The organism is Ferroacidibacillus organovorans, from assembly GCF_001516615.1.
GTDB classification, from domain to species: Bacteria; Bacillota; Bacilli; order Alicyclobacillales; family SLC66; genus Ferroacidibacillus; species Ferroacidibacillus ferrooxidans_B.
In genome coordinates, this window is record NZ_LPVJ01000019.1 from 97,382 (window position 1) to 113,139 (window position 15,758).

Annotated in this window: 16 protein-coding genes; 11 read left to right on the forward strand and 5 right to left on the reverse strand. The window is 52.6% G+C overall.

Translation table 11 applies throughout. The features are described from left to right. Nucleotides 1–16 precede the first annotated feature (16 nt). The 9 genes from ATW55_RS06380 (at nt 17) to ATW55_RS06415 (ending at nt 9,202) form a co-directional block, all read left to right on the forward strand. Nucleotides 17–1,120 (forward strand): Leu/Phe/Val dehydrogenase, encoded by a 1,104-nt coding sequence (locus tag ATW55_RS06380; protein WP_067714315.1) that lies wholly within the window; start codon nt 17–19, stop codon nt 1,118–1,120. Nucleotides 1,121–1,235: 115 nt separating this feature from the next. Then, nucleotides 1,236–2,495, forward strand: a complete 1,260-nt coding sequence (gene lpdA / locus ATW55_RS06385; RefSeq protein WP_067714318.1) for a dihydrolipoyl dehydrogenase — start codon at nt 1,236–1,238, stop codon at nt 2,493–2,495. 91 nt (nt 2,496–2,586) lie between these two features. Beyond that, nucleotides 2,587–3,525 carry a thiamine pyrophosphate-dependent dehydrogenase E1 component subunit alpha gene (locus tag ATW55_RS06390; protein ID WP_082685621.1) on the forward strand — a complete coding sequence of 313 codons (939 nt, stop codon included), beginning with the start codon at nt 2,587–2,589 and terminating at the stop codon, nt 3,523–3,525. 12 nt (nt 3,526–3,537) lie between these two features. After that, entirely contained in the window at nt 3,538–4,521 is a 984-nt protein-coding gene (locus ATW55_RS06395; protein ID WP_067714321.1) for an alpha-ketoacid dehydrogenase subunit beta, read from the forward strand. 37 nt (nt 4,522–4,558) lie between these two features. Beyond that, a complete protein-coding gene (locus ATW55_RS06400) occupies nt 4,559–5,887 on the forward strand; it encodes a dihydrolipoamide acetyltransferase family protein (protein ID WP_272867078.1) in 1,329 nt (442 codons plus the stop codon). 72 nt (nt 5,888–5,959) lie between these two features. After that, nucleotides 5,960–6,841, forward strand: a complete 882-nt coding sequence (lipA, locus tag ATW55_RS06405; RefSeq protein WP_067714524.1) for a lipoyl synthase — start codon at nt 5,960–5,962, stop codon at nt 6,839–6,841. A gap of 83 nt (nt 6,842–6,924) precedes the next feature. Continuing rightward, nucleotides 6,925–8,184, forward strand: a complete 1,260-nt coding sequence (locus ATW55_RS06410; RefSeq protein WP_082685622.1) for an FAD-dependent oxidoreductase — start codon at nt 6,925–6,927, stop codon at nt 8,182–8,184. 106 nt (nt 8,185–8,290) lie between these two features. Beyond that, nucleotides 8,291–8,446 (forward strand): hypothetical protein, encoded by a 156-nt coding sequence (locus ATW55_RS16280; RefSeq protein WP_160327177.1) that lies wholly within the window; start codon nt 8,291–8,293, stop codon nt 8,444–8,446. Between the two features lie 6 nt (nt 8,447–8,452). After that, complete coding sequence (locus ATW55_RS06415; RefSeq protein ID WP_067714324.1) at nt 8,453–9,202, forward strand: tyrosine-protein phosphatase; 750 nt, start codon at nt 8,453–8,455, stop codon at nt 9,200–9,202. A 42-nt stretch (nt 9,203–9,244) separates the two neighbouring features. Here the strand turns inward: ATW55_RS06415 and ATW55_RS06420 are convergent, their stop codons facing one another. Continuing rightward, nucleotides 9,245–10,201: a ring-cleaving dioxygenase gene (locus ATW55_RS06420; RefSeq protein WP_067714327.1), complete on the reverse strand. Its 957-nt coding sequence runs from the start codon at nt 10,199–10,201 to the stop codon at nt 9,245–9,247. Between the two features lie 213 nt (nt 10,202–10,414). Between ATW55_RS06420 and ATW55_RS06425 the strand changes: the two genes are divergently transcribed. Beyond that, a complete protein-coding gene (locus ATW55_RS06425; RefSeq protein ID WP_067714330.1) occupies nt 10,415–11,092 on the forward strand; it encodes a Crp/Fnr family transcriptional regulator in 678 nt (225 codons plus the stop codon). Between the two features lie 50 nt (nt 11,093–11,142). Here the strand turns inward: ATW55_RS06425 and ATW55_RS06430 are convergent, their stop codons facing one another. The 4 genes from ATW55_RS06430 to ATW55_RS06445 form a co-directional block, all read right to left on the reverse strand. Next, on the reverse strand, nt 11,143–11,670 hold the full coding sequence (locus ATW55_RS06430) for a hypothetical protein (RefSeq protein WP_067714333.1): 528 nt from the start codon (nt 11,668–11,670) through the stop codon (nt 11,143–11,145). Between the two features lie 165 nt (nt 11,671–11,835). Next, a complete protein-coding gene (locus ATW55_RS06435; protein WP_067714338.1) occupies nt 11,836–13,467 on the reverse strand; it encodes a peptide ABC transporter substrate-binding protein in 1,632 nt (543 codons plus the stop codon). Between the two features lie 53 nt (nt 13,468–13,520). Continuing rightward, nucleotides 13,521–14,423, reverse strand: a complete 903-nt coding sequence (locus ATW55_RS06440; protein ID WP_201024940.1) for an ABC transporter permease — start codon at nt 14,421–14,423, stop codon at nt 13,521–13,523. Nucleotides 14,424–14,452: 29 nt separating this feature from the next. Then, nucleotides 14,453–15,406: an ABC transporter permease gene (locus tag ATW55_RS06445; protein ID WP_067714341.1), complete on the reverse strand. Its 954-nt coding sequence runs from the start codon at nt 15,404–15,406 to the stop codon at nt 14,453–14,455. A gap of 227 nt (nt 15,407–15,633) precedes the next feature. Between ATW55_RS06445 and ATW55_RS16995 the strand changes: the two genes are divergently transcribed. Beyond that, on the forward strand, nt 15,634–15,756 hold the full coding sequence (locus ATW55_RS16995) for a hypothetical protein (protein WP_268753372.1): 123 nt from the start codon (nt 15,634–15,636) through the stop codon (nt 15,754–15,756). Nucleotides 15,757–15,758: the final 2 nt, after the last annotated feature.

Consider the following 15,758-nt stretch of genomic DNA (forward strand, 5'->3'; position numbering starts at 1 on the left):
CTCAGGAGGGTGAACAATGATTTTTGAACAACTCGCGCAGTACGATTATGAGCAACTCGTTTTCTGTCATGATGAGAAAGCTGGACTCAAGGCAATTATTGCGATTCATGATACAACGCTTGGACCCGCACTTGGCGGCTGCAGAATGTGGTCGTACGCTTCTGAAGAAGAAGCGATCACCGATGCGCTGCGACTCGCACGCGGTATGACGTATAAAGCTGCGGCCGCTGGCCTTGATTTGGGTGGCGGAAAAACGGTCATTATCGGAAACGCGAAAACGGACAAGACCGAACAGATGTTTCGCGCGCTCGGCCGCTACATCGAAGGATTGCACGGCCGCTATATCACTGCGGAAGATGTCGGAACGACGGTTGAGGATATGGATCGCATCCATCAAGAGACGCGCTATGTCACCGGTATTTCAAAAGCGTACGGGAGTTCTGGCAATCCAAGTCCGATGACGGCGTATGGCGTTTTTCGCGGTCTCAAAGCGGCAGTCAAGCAAGTTTATGGAACGGATGATCTGGGCGGAAAAACGGTTGCGGTTCAGGGACTTGGAAACGTCGGCTTCGGGCTTTGTGAATACCTGCACAGTGAAGGCGCGAGCCTGATTGTCACGGATATATCGACGGACAACGTGCAACGCGCTGTCTCACAATTCGGCGCGAAGGTGGTTGATCCAAATGAAATCGCGTCCGTATCTTGCGATGTTTTTGCGCCTTGTGCGCTTGGCGCTGTGATCAACGATCAGTCCATTGAGCATCTGCGTTGCCAAATTGTCGCAGGAGCCGCAAACAATCAACTCGCAGAGGCGCGCCACGGTGACTGGTTGCATGAACACGGAATTCTTTACGCGCCTGATTATGTGATCAATTCTGGTGGGCTTATCAATGTCGCCGATGAATTGGAAGGGTACAATGCGGAGCGGGCGATGAAAAAGGTGTCTGGCATCTACGAGATCATGCTCCATCTTTTTGCCATTTCAGCGTCACAGAATATCCCGACGTATCTGGCGGCCGACCAACTGGCAGAGCAGCGCATTGCGGCGATGCGCCAGGTGCGCAGCACGTTTTTGCCTGTCTCCCGTTCGCTCATCCATCGAAACGGCACGCATTCCTGAAGGGCATTCTTTTAAAAGAGCTTGTCAGACGGTGGAACTTCATGGCAAAGTGGTACCGTGGGTAGATGAGCGCAAAATTTGTAGATTCAGGGATTGAACCAAAGGTGGTATCAGCGTGACAAATGAGTTGGATGTGGTCGTAGTCGGCGGCGGAACCGGTGGGTATGTGGCAGCGATTCGCGGCGCGCAACTAGGGCTGCGCGTCGCCGTTGTCGAGTCAAGTGATTTGGGGGGGACCTGTCTGCATCGTGGGTGTATTCCCTCAAAGGCGCTTTTGCGCACTGCAGAGGTTTTGTCTACCGCCCGAGAGGCAGATGCTTATGGCGTGGAAGCTAGGGATGTGAGGCTGAACCTAAAGCGCGCCATGAAGCGAAAAGGGTCGATTGTCGAGACGCTGCATCGCGGTGTAACGCATTTAATGAAAAAGCATAACATCGAAGTGATCCGCGGTTATGGGCGTATTATGGGACCTTCCATTTTTTCGCCGAGCGCAGGCGCCGTGCGCGTGACGCTTGAAAATGGGGATGAATTGACACTCACGCCGCGCAGCACGATCATTGCGACGGGCTCCAGTCCGCGCGCGCTCCCCGGGCTGCCGTTTGACGGCGAGACAATCCTCTCATCTGACGATGTGCTGAAGATGGAAAAGGTTCCGTCATCCATCCTGATCGTGGGTGGAGGGGCGATCGGTGTAGAGTGGGCATCGATGTTTCAAGATTTTGGCACGCGTGTGACCGTCGTTGAGGCGATGCCTTCGCTTCTTTTTCAAGAAGATGAAGAGATCGGCCGCGAGATGACGAGGCTGTTTAAAAAACGTGGGATCGCGGTTTTGACGGATGCGACGCTTGACGTTTCTTCGGTCGCGCGCGTGGCTTCGGGGATTGAAGTCGACGTGGTGCAAGGTGAGCGGCGTGAACGCGTGTCCGCCGAGGTGGTGCTTGTCGCCGTCGGGAGAAGTCCGAATGTCGAGAATATCGGGCTTGAGGCAACGCGGATCCAGGTGGAACGCGGTGCGATTGTCGTTGACTCCCATCTGCGCACGGCAGAACCGAACATCTACGCGATCGGGGATGTCATCGGTGGACTGCAATTGGCGCACGTCGCGTCGCACGAGGGAATTCATGCGATGGAGACCATCGCGGGGATTCAGAATTCACCGATCCAATACGACCAAGTGGCGCGATGCACCTACAGTCGACCGGAGGTCGCAAGCGTTGGGATAAGCGAAAAGGTGGCGCGCGCCGCGGGCATCATGTCAAAGTGGGCAAGTTTTCCTTTAAAGCAAACGGGAAGGCGCTTCTTTTTGGAGAATCGGACGGTTTTATCCGCATCCTCGCAGATGTTGACACCGGCGATTTGCTTGGTGTGCACATGAATTGGATCTGGCCAAACCGAATCAAGGATCACAGGGCGAAGATTCGCCGCGTCATCGCGCGCTTGGGCTCTCTGATGAGAATGTGCGCGAGATGTACCGCACGATGGTCTTAACCAGGTTGCTTGATGAGCGCATGTGGCTTTTGAACCGCGCTGGAAAGATTCCCTTTGTCGTATCCTGCAAAGGGCAAGAAGGGTCGCAGATCGGCGCGGCGTTTGCGCTTGATCCAGCGCGCGACTATGTCGCACCGTACTATCGTGATTTTGGCGTCGTTCTCCGCTTTGGCATGAGCGCGCGCGACATCATGCTAAGCGCCTATGCGAAGGCGGAAGACCCAAACAGCGGCGGCAGGCAAATGCCGGGTCACTTCAGTTCGCGCACACGCCATATCCTTAGTGGGTCAAGCCCGGTGTCAACGCAGATCCCGCACGCCGTAGGGATTGCACTTGCGGCGCGCATGCGTGGCGAAAAGCTCGTCACCTACACCTCGTTCGGGGAGGGGTCAAGCAATCAGGGGGATTTTCACGAGGCGGCGAACTTTGCCGGTGTACACAAGCTTCCGGTCATCTTTTTCTGTGAGAATAACCTCTACGCTATCTCCGTGCCTCAGAACCGTCAATTGGGGTGTGCGCATGTTTCTGATCGGGCAATCGGCTACGGTATGCCTGGGGTGCTGGTGGATGGAAACGATGTTTTGGCAGTGTATGAAGCAGTCTCTCAGGCGGTTTTGCGCGGATTGAACGGCGAGGGGCCTACGCTGATTGAAGCGGTATCCTATCGTATCAATCCGCACTCAAGCGATGATGACGATCGCTCGTATCGTTCGCGTGACGAGGTTGAGGAAGCAAAGAAAAACGACGCGCTGGAAGTGTTTCGGGATGAGCTTATGCGCTGTGGCGTGTGGAGCAAAGAGGATGAAGAAGCGCTTCGCAAGGAATTGCAACGCGTGGTTGATGAGGCGACGGAGTATGCGCAAAAGGCTCCTTTGGCTGAGCCGGAAACTACCTTAGATCACGTCTACGCGAAGTGAGGAGAAACGACGATGGCAGTGAAACTCTACATTGACGCGATTCGTGAAGCGATGCAAGAAGAGATGCGCCAGAATCCAAATGTCTTTGTGCTTGGCGAGGACGTGGGGTTGCGTGGAGGCGTGTTTCGCGTGACGCAGGGCATGATTGAAGAGTTTGGACCCGAACGCGTCATGGATACGCCGCTTGCCGAGTCAGCGATTGTTGGTGTCGCGATTGGCGCGGCGGCCTACGGCATGCGTCCGATCGCAGAGATTCAGTTTGCGGATTTTATCATGCCAGCGGTCAACCAGATTATCAGCGAAGCGGCAAAACTGCGCTATCGGACACAGGGCGACTGGCATTGTCCACTCGTCATCCGCGCCCCGTATGGCGGAGGTGTGCACGGCGCACTCTATCACTCGCAGAGTGTGGAAGCGCTTTTTTACCATGTACCAGGGTTAAAGATTGTGACGCCGGCTACGGCGGCAGACGCAAAAGGACTTCTGCGCGCCGCACTGCGCGACCCTGATCCCGTGCTCTATTTTGAACACAAAGGCATGTATCGCGCGATTCGTGACGATGTCCCAGAAGGCGATTTCACAGTGCCGATTGGCAAGGCGCGCGTGGCGCGCGAAGGCGATGACCTCACAGTGATCACCTATGGGCTGATGGTCCATCACACGCTGACGGCGGCAGAACGGCTTGCGGCGGATGGGATATCTACCCATGTCATCGATCTGCGCTCGATCCTTCCGCTTGATCGCGAAGCTATCCTCGAGGCGGCGCGGCGTACGGGGAAGGTGCTCATCGTGCATGAAGACAACAAGACTGGCGGGATTGGCGCGGAGGTATCGGCGCTCATCGCCGAGGAGGCGCTCTTTGATCTTGATGCGCCGATTGCGCGGCTTTGCGGCCCAGATGTTCCAGCCATGCCGTTTAGCGCGCCGCTCGAAGCGTTTTATATGCTCAATTCGACCAAGATTGAAGATGCGATGCGCAAACTCGCCGCGTTTTAATACGCAGTACTGCGAATTTTTTAGAGGAGGGTCTTTTTTGGCTGAGATCCGCATGCCAAAGCTTGGTGAGAGTGTCACGGAAGGAACGATCGGGCGCTGGCTAAAGCAGATCGGCGATTCCGTTGCGCTTTATGAGCCGATTGCCGAAGTGATTACAGATAAAGTGAATGCGGAGATTCCCGCCGAAACTGCAGGGACGCTTACGGAGATTTATATCAAGGAAAACGAAACGGTTCCTGTGGGAACGCGGATTGCCTTTATCAAAGAGGCGGGTGAGAGCGGAGACCGTGAAACACCCCTTGTATCAGCCAGCCGTGAAAAAGTAGAAGTGTCGGCGCTTGAGATGCCGCACGCAAAGGATCAGGATGACGCTTCGCGCAGCCGCTATTCTCCCGCTGTTGTGCGTTTGGCGCAGGAACACAATGTGGCGCTTGACAAACTGCGCGGGACAGGGCTTGGCGGGCGCATCACACGAAAAGATGTGCTGCTCGCAGTGGAACAAGGCGCAAAGGGCGTGAAGGGAGAGCGCGCCAGCCAGCCAAGCGGTGGCGGGACGTTCGCGACATCTGTCGAGCAAAATCCTCCTTCCAGTGCAAATGCATCAAGCCAACGCGCGTTTGAGCCGACGATGTCTGCGCAAAAAAAGGACGCGTCAGGCCATCTTGGAGCCCGCGACGTAAGCATGCCAATCACGCCGATTCGGCGAACGATCGCCACGCGCATGAAGATGAGCAAACACGAGATTCCGCACGCCTGGATGATGGTTGAGGCTGATGTTACGGGGATGCATCAATTGCGCGCGCGCCACAAAGCGGCGTTTCGCGAACGTGAAGGCATTGAACTGACTTATTTCCCGTTTTTTTTGCGCGCGGTTGCGGAAGCGCTCAAGGCATATCCGCTGGTTAACAGCGAGTGGACCGATGACGCGATTCTCATCAGGGGGGATATCCATCTCTCCATCGCGGTGGCAACGAGTGACGCACTGGTCGTGCCTGTCATTCACAACGCCGATCAACTGACGGTGACGGGGCTTGCGCACGCCGTGTCAGATCTCGCCACGCGTGCCAGATCCAATCGTCTCACGCTCGACGATGTAAAAGGCGGTACATTTACAGTGAACAACACGGGAGCTTTTGGCTCGATTCAATCGCAACCGATTATCAATGCCCCACAGGCGGCCATCTTGTCTGTCGAATCCATCGTGCAGCGTCCGGTGATCCGCGGCGGCGATAGTATTGCGATTCGTTCCATGGTAAACTTGTGTATGAGCTTGGATCATCGCATTTTGGATGGCTTTATTGCAGGGCAATTTATCAAATCGGTCAAACAGCGTGTTGAGGCGTATACGGTGGATTCTGATTTTTAGTGTGCGTGTTGAAAGGATGAGGCTCCCGTGACAGACGGAGAAATCCTGCGTAATCGTGCAGTTGCCGAACCGATGGATGAACCGGTTTTGCGGCGTCCTGATTGGCTGAAGGTTCAGTTAAAGACCACAGGTGATTTTCAGGATCTCAAGAAAATCATGCGCGGCGAACGGTTACATACAGTGTGTGAAGAGGCGCGTTGCCCAAACATTTATGAGTGTTGGGCCAATCGCACCGCGACATTTATGATTCTTGGCGATACGTGCACAAGAGCGTGCCGGTTTTGCGCAGTTCACTCTGGCAAGCCGACAGAGCTTGACCTTCAGGAACCGGCGCGCGTGGCAGATGCAGTTGTGAAGATGGGACTGCGCCACGTTGTCGTCACTTCGGTTGCCCGCGACGACCTTGAGGATGGCGGGGCGCTTGTCTTTGCTAAAACGATCGAGGCGATTCGAACAGCTCGCCCGGAATGCTCGATTGAGGTTCTTATCCCTGATTTTATGGGGAATCGCGCTTCACTTCAAACTGTGATGGACGCGCATCCGGCGATACTGAATCACAACGTGGAAACGGTCAAGCGTTTGACACCGCGTGTTCGCTCAAAGGCAACCTACGAGCGGACACTTGAACTGCTCGGGCGCGCCTATGAGATGAATCAGGGCATTCCCACCAAATCGAGTATCATGATCGGCGTGGGAGAGACTTGGGAGGAGATCCTTCAGACGATGGATGATCTGCGCGCTGTCAACGTCTCCATTTTGACGATTGGACAGTACCTTCAACCGACGCGAAAACATCTGCGCGTCGCGCGCTATTACACGCCTGAAGAGTTTAAGGCACTAAAGGATGAAGGGATCAAGCGCGGATTTCGACATGTCGAGTCCGGGCCGCTCGTGCGCAGTTCTTATCACGCTCATGAACAGGCGACAGGCGCTGCAGGTGCCATTCACGCGTAGAACTTGTGGATGTGGTCGCTTTTCAGAAGTTGCTGCGCGTTTCACATCGTGATGGAAGCCACAAGCAAAAAGGCGGTGCAGGGATGGCAGAGATTATTCTCTACTCAAGTACGGGATGCGAGTATTGCAAGAAGATTAAAGCAGACTTGACCTCGTGGGGTCTTCACTATGAAGAGCGCAATGTCACAGAAAATGAGGCGTACTTTGACGACCTCCACCGTCAGGGCATCTACTCGGTGCCTGTTACATTTCTCGGCAGTGAACCCGTCATAGGCTATCGCCCGAACGCGATGAAAAAGAAGCTTGCCGAACTCGGTATTGAAGCAAAGACGCGCGTTGATGTGAGCGATGAGTTGGCAGAACGTGACGCGGAAGAGGTTTTCTCGGCACTTGAACCGGCACTGTATGACACCTTGTACGATCTTGTGATCATTGGCGGCGGTCCGGCTGGCTCTTCTGCCGCAGTCTACGCGTCGCGCGGGCGGTTAAAAACGCTGGTGATTGATAAAGCGCCGACGGCAGGCGCGCTTGCGCTGACCCACAAGATTGCAAACTATCCGGGCGTGCTCGGTGAAGTCACGGGACTGGAATTGCTCACGCTCATGCGCAGACAGGCCAGGCAGTTTGGGGCGCAGTTTGTGCGTTCGCACATCACGGGTCTGGTGGCGGGAACAGATACGCATCAGGTTCACCTGCCGGATGGCGTCATCCAAGCAAAATCGCTTTTTGTTGCCGTCGGCTCGCGCGGTCGCATTTCAAAGGTTAAAGGTGAAGAACGCTTTGAAGGACGCGGTGTCAGTTATTGCGCAACGTGCGACGCTGCTTTTTTTGAGGGTAAAACGGTTGCGGTGTTCGGTGACAACGGCGAAGCCGCAGAGGATATTCGCACACTTTCTCGCTTTGCAAAGAAAGTGCACGTTTTTTTGCCAGGAAAACAATTCGGCGCCGACGTGGAACCGGACGAGATCGAGACTCTTGAACATGTTGACATTCATCCCAATCACCAACTTCGAGAAGTGCTTGGTGAGGATCGCTTTGAAGGGGTCGTTGTGAAAGGCCCAGACGGTGAGGCGTCGGTGAATGTGGACGGTGTCTTTATCTATCTCTCAGGCAATCGACCCGGCACTGACTTTCTGACAGGCATTGTCGATCTTGATGAGGATGGCTATGTGGTAGTTGATGAATATTTGCGCACATCACAACCAGGAATTTTTGCCGGCGGTGACGCGCGGCGCACACCTGTAAAACAGGCGGTTGTGGCGGCGGCAGACGGAGCGATCGCCGCGATGTCTGCGGATCAATACGTACATCGTCGCAAGCGGATCGTTGCGCAGTACAGCTGACCCATCGCACGCCGCTTTGATTTTTGGAAGCTCGCTGCAAAGTGTACCCGTTACGCTGGTACCTTTTCGCGATGCTTCCGTTTTCATAAGTGAAAGGTGCGCCGTTTTGAGTGAAGAATTGGACCGCCGATTTTGTCACCTACTGTTTGGGAAACTGTGCATTCGTCAGTGGTATGATCTGATTGCGCTTCATGAACTTTGGCATCTCGCGCAGTTTAAAGAAATGATGAAAAACTGGAATGAAGAAAAAGGGGGAGAATGATCCTGCATGGATGTCGATTGCCACGCACATATCATTTATGGCGTCGATGACGGCGCAGCGTCGTTAGAAGAGGCACTCGCGATGGCGCGACTCGCTGTGGCAGAGGGGACAACGCGAATGTTCGCAACGCCACACGGTTTTACGGACTCTTATCATGTTGAGCCACACGTCACAAAAGAGAAAACGATGAAACTCAATGAAGCTCTTAAACGCGAAGGCGTACCGCTTGAGATTGTTCCTGCGATGGAGATTCATCACTCCGTTCAAAAACAGGATCACGTGATGGAAGATCTCGCGCGACTTCGCAGCGGACAAGCGATTGGATACGGCGCTACGGCAAAACCGCGGGCCATTCTTCTTGAATTTTCTTTTTATGAATGGCCTGCCGATGCGGCCTCGACGTTGCGTGCGCTGCGCGATGAGGGGATCCAGGTTGTCCTTGCGCACCCTGAACGTTACATACCGCTTCGCACTTCGCCTGAGTTGCTTGATGAAGCATTGGCTGAAGGCGTTTATACTCAGTTGACAACGGGTTCGATTTTGGGGAAATTTGGCGTGCACGCGGAGCAACTCTCCAAAAGGTGGCTCAGCGAAGGCAAGGCGCACATTATTGCGAGTGACGCGCACAGTGTGGCAATTCGCCCTCCAGGATTGCGCGAGGCGTTTGCCCGCGTTCGCGAGGAGTGGAACCTTAAAGAGCAGGCAGATCGCTGCGCAAGAAACGCGCAAGCGATCTGGGAACTTGTGAGAGCGTGAAACGCGTTGTAGATCGTGTGATGGGTTTCTATGCTATTCGCACTAGGTGAGGGGTTTGAGATTGGCCACGATGTTTGCGCGATGCGGTTCAAGAAAGGGTGGGAGCACGACCGATTCGCCGAGTGTCTCCATGGGTTCATCAACGGTAAAACCGGGTTCGTCTGTGGCGATTTCAAAGAGAATGCCGTTAGGTTCGCGAAAGTACAGGCTGCGGAACCAAAAACGATCGACTTCGCCGCTGTTTGGAATGCGAAACTGTCTCAATCGCTCTGCCCACTGGTGGTATTCTTCGAAGGTCGGTGTCCGAAAGGCGACATGATGGACGCTGCCTGCGCCTGATCGCGCTGGCCTTAGGTCGGGTTGAACCGCGACATGGAGTTCTGCGCACGCGCCACCGTCGCCCATCTCATAGACATACACTTGATCCGTTTGGCGATCTGGCAGGGAGTAGCTGCGAACTTGGCGCATGTTGAGCACATTGATGAGTACGACATCCGTGTTGTGCAGATCGGGTACGCTCAACGTGATGGGACCCTGTCCGCGAATTTGCATGGAAGGTGGCACCACACTTTTTTCCCAGGCCTGGTGGGGATCACTTGTCGCACTGTCAGCAATGATCGCGAGGCGCTGCCCCTCAAAGTCTTCAAAGAGGATCGTTTCGCGTCCGTCAATTTCCTGAGGTGGATCGTGTTTAACCTGCTTTTCTGTGAGCCACTCATGCCACCAGTATACGGCCTGAGCATTTTTTACGCGTAATCCAGTGCGAATGATGCTGTGCGTACCCCGCTGTTCGCGCGGCACATCCCAATCAAAAAATGTCAAATCGTTACCGGGGGAACCAACGTTGTCCCCACTGTAAAAAAGGTGATATGCGCTGACGTCGTCTTGGTTCACACTGCGCTTTACCAGTCGCAAACCAAGGACTGACGTATAAAACGAGTAATTTTCGCGAACATTCGCTGTGACTGCGGTAAGATGATGAATACCCTTTAGATCCAATGGGTTGGCCTCCTTTAGAATTCGAGAATACCCAGTTTGACATTTGGCATGCGCGACACCTTTGCTCGGCGGTTGATTACCTAATGCTTATTATAACATAGCAATTAAAAAAATGTAAGTTATACGGAATGGCTGCGCATACATCTTTGAAAATGTGATGTGATGCCCATGTGATGAATGGAGAAAATGAAACCTTTTGGAGGAGAATGTTTGATGGAGAGAACAGGGCTTTGTGTCTTAAAGGAGATCGAGCTTTTTCGCGGATTGACAGATGACGAATTAAACAAGATTGTGCATCTTGCCAAAGAGCGACGCTGTCATCGCGGTGAGATCCTATTTATGGAAGGGGATGATCGTGAAGCAGTATTCTTTCTTCAACGCGGACTTGTCAAAGTATTCAAAGTGGATGATGAAGGAAAAGAACACATTGTCAATGTCCTGGGTGCCGGACAAATGTTTCCGCATGTCGGGTTCTTTCGCGATGATCCTTATCCTGGCACTGCACAGAGTCTTTCCGAGAGTAGCCTCCTTTTTATCAAGCGGACGCATTTTGATGCACTCCTTATGGAGCATCCTGAAATTACGCGAAAAGTGATGCGGGTCATGGGTGAACAGATCCTCATACTCCAAACGAAACTTCAGGAGTTGGCTACGACAGATACCCGGCAACGCGTTTATGCGTTTATTCGCCACATTTGTGACGAGCACGGTCAACCGGGTGAAAAAGGCGTTCATGTTAAACTTCACATGACACACGAAGAGATCGCGCACATGATTGGGATGACGCGCGAATCTGTGAATCGCTTGTGGAATGAGCTGCGACGGGATGGGACGATTATGGGAAATCGCGAGGAGTGGATCTTTGATCTGGATCGTTTGCGACGGGTCTGAAATATTACAAAGGTGTAGATAAGAGTTGCGTAGTGCGCGATCCTGTTTTTTTAGCGCGAACGTCTGTGGCGTATCGCGTGAAAATGACTTGAGTTGTTTTTTCTTCGCTTGGTGCTTGCGCTTCGCTGTCTTGTTTTACGATTGTAACGGTTAATGACAAATGGCATCATGATGAGCAGAAGAAAGAGAAGAAGGACTGCAGCGATCGACTTGATATTGATGAGTTCAGAATTGAGTGCAGTTTCATACGTAAGCGTGTCGTGTGTATGGGATATAATGTTTACGTATTCTCCGTCTGCGGCGAATGTCTTGGAATTTCCAGGCATGATCACGGATTGATAGCCATTGTAAAATACCAGTTGACCCTGTTGGTTTTCTCCGTTGTATTGCCAGTCTCCGATCACTCGTTCACCTACGGTGACCTCTGACATGAGGGGATTGCCTGTTTGAAACGGGTTCAAGGCGAAGATTGTGTTGGCGATAAGGAAGATGACAAGCGCTATCGCAAGGATGAGTGACAGTACGGAAAACATCAAGCGTGGTTCTCGTTTGTACCCAAATGGAAGGGATCGCTTCACGTTCGTTCAGCTCCTGAGAGTGTCGATCTGTCCGTATTTTTGATCCTATGAGTTATGCGACAGAAAGTATGTCTCAAAGTATGTCTCTATGAAAATGGATAGCGGCCCGAGACGGAGGGAATTCCTCGCGTTTCGGACCGCTGGCAGAAGTCGAATCTCTTGTTCTTATTTGGTCAATGCCCAGTCATAGCAATTCCACGTATCGACTCCCCAAGGATTAGGGACGTATCCGGTCATCCCGATGGTCGTGTCAATCTGTTGCGGTGCATAGAACCAAAGGGCGGGCAATTGCTGATGGAAGATGGCCTCCACTTTATTCATGATCGCCTTGCGCTGTGCGAGAGACGTCAATACGGACTGTTGCGCGAACAGTTTATCGACCTGAGGATTGTTGTATTGTCCAAAGTTCTGTGCGCCCATCGAAGTGAAGAGCTGGTATGGACCAAAGGTGGGATCTGTGCTGTCCCCGTATTCAAACTCTCCGAGATCCCAGCCCTTTCCGGAAGGAAGGACGGTACCGAAAAATTCGTTGGCAGGGTAATTGCGAATGACCAGTTGAATGCCTACTTGTTTCAACCAAAACTGTAAAAGCCGTTCTGTCGCCTCGCGATAGGCGTTTCCAGCAGTCGTTGAGTAGACGAGACGGAAGGTCTTTCCGTTTTTCTGGAGATACCCATTCGAGCCCATTTTCCATCCCGCTTGGGCAAGAAGTGTTTTTGCCTCAGTGGGGTTATAGGGATAGGGCTTGAGGTTTGGATTGTATGACCAGGCCATCGCGGGTTGGTCTGCCGCGAGGAGTTTTGCGTGACCCTTCCAGATATCCTGAACGATCGCTTGGCGGTTGATCGCCATTTCCAGCGCTTGACGGACTTTAACGTTGTCCAGGATCGGATTTTTCAAGTTGACGACAGCCATTTCAAAAGAAGGCTGATTTGCAAAGTGCAAGGTTGCACCTGGAATTGCCTGAATTTGCGGAACGGCTTCGATCGGGTCAAAATACCAAACGTTGAGCGCGTGCGCTTGCGCATTCGTCAAGAGTGTATCCTGGCTTGGGATGATTTTGAAGATGATCTCTTTTGATTTTGGTTTTGGTCCGTACCAATAGGGGTTAGCTGTGACGGTGATAGATGCTCCGGGAACCCATGAGACGAATTTAAAGGGTCCATCCGACACGGTCGGCGCGTGATTGAACGTTGCCGTGTTAACATTTTTTGGCGACATTTTCCCAAAGACGCTGTAGGGGAGAATGCCTGGTAGATTTCCTGAAAACACGTTATCGATAAATGACGGGTCCGGTTTTTTCAGGTGAATGACAAACGTTTTGGGATTGACGGTGTGAAAGCTCGCCACGTCAGTCCATCCAAGTGTGGAGACGGCGTTGACGAGCGGGTTCGTAATGATTTTGTAGGTGATCCACACATCTTTTGATGTGACAGGCTGTCCGTTGGACCACTTGGCGTTTGGTTTTAGATGAAAGGTGTACGTGAGACCATTTTTGGAGATGCCCCCGTTTGCGATGGTTGGCACGACGGTCGCGAGATTGGGGACGAGTTGATTATTTGGCGTTACAGTAAATAGATTGCTAAACATGCTTGTCTCGACGATGTCTGAGAAGGTTTGATCGGGCCCAAGAATCGGATTGAGGTTGGCTGGCTCTTCAAAAAGTCCGTCGATGATCGCACCTTGGCTGGATGGTGTCGCTGCGTGCGCGGCGACGGTTGTCAATAAATTTCCGCCCAAAAGGACTGAGGATGCGAGTGTTGCGGCTAAGGTGATGCGCACGTGTGTCTTTGTCATTTGTGAACCCCCCATGTGATGATGGCCGTAATTGGAACTTCTGCAAATCTATCTCATGATCGCCCCCCTTCAAGGGTGTAGCTCGCATCAAACGCGTCGCGGACTGCGTCGCCAAGAACGTTGATGCATAGCACCACGAGAAAAATCATCAACCCTGGAAAGACGGCGAGCCAAGGCGCGCTTGTCAAGTAACTCTGCGCTTGATTGAGAAGATATCCCCACGAAATATTGGGTGGCTGTACGCCTGCACCAAGAAAACTCATCACAGATTCAAGCACGATCGCCTGTCCCACTAAAAGGGTTGTATTGACGATGAGCGGTGCGACGGCGTTTGGCATGATATGCGAGAAGATGATGCGTCCATGGCGACACCCGACGGTTTTTGCGGCGGTGACATAGTCGAGGCTTTTCAAATAGAGAAAGCGGCTGCGGATGATGCGCGCAGGATACATCCAGGATGTCAGGCTGATCACCTCGACGATGGTCGTCGGCGACGGTCCGAGCACCGCCACGAGCCCGAGAATGACAAAAAGGAGGGGCACGGACAGTCCGACATCGGTGAGTCGCATGAGAATCGCGTCGACGGTGCCGCCAAAATAACCTGCGATGGAACCGATGGCACCGCCGATCATTACGGCGATGAGCGCGGAAGACAGACCGATCATGAGAGAGATTCTTCCGCCGTACAGCACCTCTGTGAAGAGGTCAATCCCCACATCGTCGGTTCCCATGAGGTGGGCACTGCTTGGCGGCGCCAGCATCGCGTTTAGATCGGGGGTGTTCAGTGTATACGGCGCTATCCATGGTGCAAAGATGGCGGACAGCGCCACGAGGAGCAAAAAACCTGTTGCGACGACCGTGATCTTATTGCGAAAAATGCGCTTGATCATGCGCTGCTGATTCGCTGTTACTATGGAAAACGGTTTTGCTGCGGTCGGTTCTGTAGCAATCGCCACGTCAGAGCACACTCCTTATGGATTGAACCTCAGTCATATTTCACGCGTGGGTCGAGCACTGCATAGAGAACGTCAGCGAGGATATTTGCGAGAACGATGATCACAGAGAGCAAAGAAATGACGACCATGATGACAGGGTAGTCATCCTGTGTAATCGCTTGGATAAAGAGGCGGCCCATACCAGGCCAGGAAAAGATTGTTTCTGTGACAAGCGCTCCTCCAAAAAGATAAGCGCCATCCATGACCATCACGGTGATGACTGGAAGAAGTGCGTTCTTTAGCGCGTGCTTCCATGTGATGACGGATGGGAACAATCCTTTAGAACGCGCAGTGCGGATATAGTCGGCCCCCAAGACTTCGAGCATCGAGGAGCGGACATAACGGCTCTCATGTGCGACAAGATAGAGAGCTAGGATACTGACGGGCAATACGGCATGCCAGATCAGATTGCCGAGGGTGAGGGCCTGGCCAGGAGAGGACATGCCGCCTACTGGAAACCACTGTAGTTTAACGGCAAAGAGTACAAGAACCATCAATCCTAACCAAAAGGTAGGCATGGCGACACCGATATAACTGAGGATGGTCAAAAGATAGTCCCAGATGGAGTATTGGCGAAGCGCGCTGAACACGCCGATGACAAACGATAGAATGACGGCAATCACAAAGGATGAGAGCATCAATTCGAGGGTCGCTGGCATGCGCTGTAGCACCATTTGCAGTGCAGGCACGCCGTAGGAGAAGGAATAGCCAAAATTGCCTTGTAAAGCGCCACCCAGCCAGTTGAGGTACTGTACCCAAAGCGGTTTGTTGAGACCAAAATTAGCTTTAAGCTGTGCCAGCAGTTCTTTGGTCATTCCCGGCTCATGATCATACATGGCAAGCGGTCCGCCCGGGATCGCGTGCATCATGAAAAACAACAAGAGAGAGATTCCCAGCAAGACAGGAATGGATTGAAGCAGACGCCTGATGATGAAACTAAACACGCCATCATTCCTCTCTGTGAAATCAAAGAAAAGGTAACTCTTCTTTGCAGATTAAAGGGAGAGTTCAAAATATTTTTGTGAGACAAAATATATCAAGTAGATTACATTCGGTCAATCCTATACGCAGTATTTTCATATTTATTCATAGACAGATTTGGTGTTGCGCGCCTTGACGTTTACCAAATGGACCGTTAAATTACTAATAATTCTATATAGGGGGTGAACGCATGCTGATGAAACTGTCGTCGTGGCAGTTTTATGTGCGCCTTTTTGGTCCGATGAAAATGCCAAACGCGATACGTCTGTCCTTTTCTGGCGACTCATACGGCATGCCGCATCCCAACGGATAACA

Excerpts from the sequence above, each read along its gene's own strand:
- ATW55_RS06425 (WP_067714330.1), top strand. The coding sequence starts at position 10,415 with ATGGAGAGAACAGGGCTTTGTGTCTTAAAGGAGATCGAGCTTTTTCGC.
- ATW55_RS06415 (WP_067714324.1), top strand. The coding sequence starts at position 8,453 with ATGGATGTCGATTGCCACGCACATATCATTTATGGCGTCGATGACGGC.
- ATW55_RS06435 (WP_067714338.1), bottom strand. The coding sequence starts at position 13,467 with ATGACAAAGACACACGTGCGCATCACCTTAGCCGCAACACTCGCATCC.
- ATW55_RS06390 (WP_082685621.1), top strand. The coding sequence starts at position 2,587 with ATGTACCGCACGATGGTCTTAACCAGGTTGCTTGATGAGCGCATGTGG.
- ATW55_RS06410 (WP_082685622.1), top strand. The coding sequence starts at position 6,925 with ATGGCAGAGATTATTCTCTACTCAAGTACGGGATGCGAGTATTGCAAG.
- ATW55_RS06395 (WP_067714321.1), top strand. The coding sequence starts at position 3,538 with ATGGCAGTGAAACTCTACATTGACGCGATTCGTGAAGCGATGCAAGAA.
- lipA (WP_067714524.1), top strand. The coding sequence starts at position 5,960 with ATGGATGAACCGGTTTTGCGGCGTCCTGATTGGCTGAAGGTTCAGTTA.
- ATW55_RS16995 (WP_268753372.1), top strand. The coding sequence starts at position 15,634 with ATGCTGATGAAACTGTCGTCGTGGCAGTTTTATGTGCGCCTTTTTGGT.
- ATW55_RS06380 (WP_067714315.1), top strand. The coding sequence starts at position 17 with ATGATTTTTGAACAACTCGCGCAGTACGATTATGAGCAACTCGTTTTC.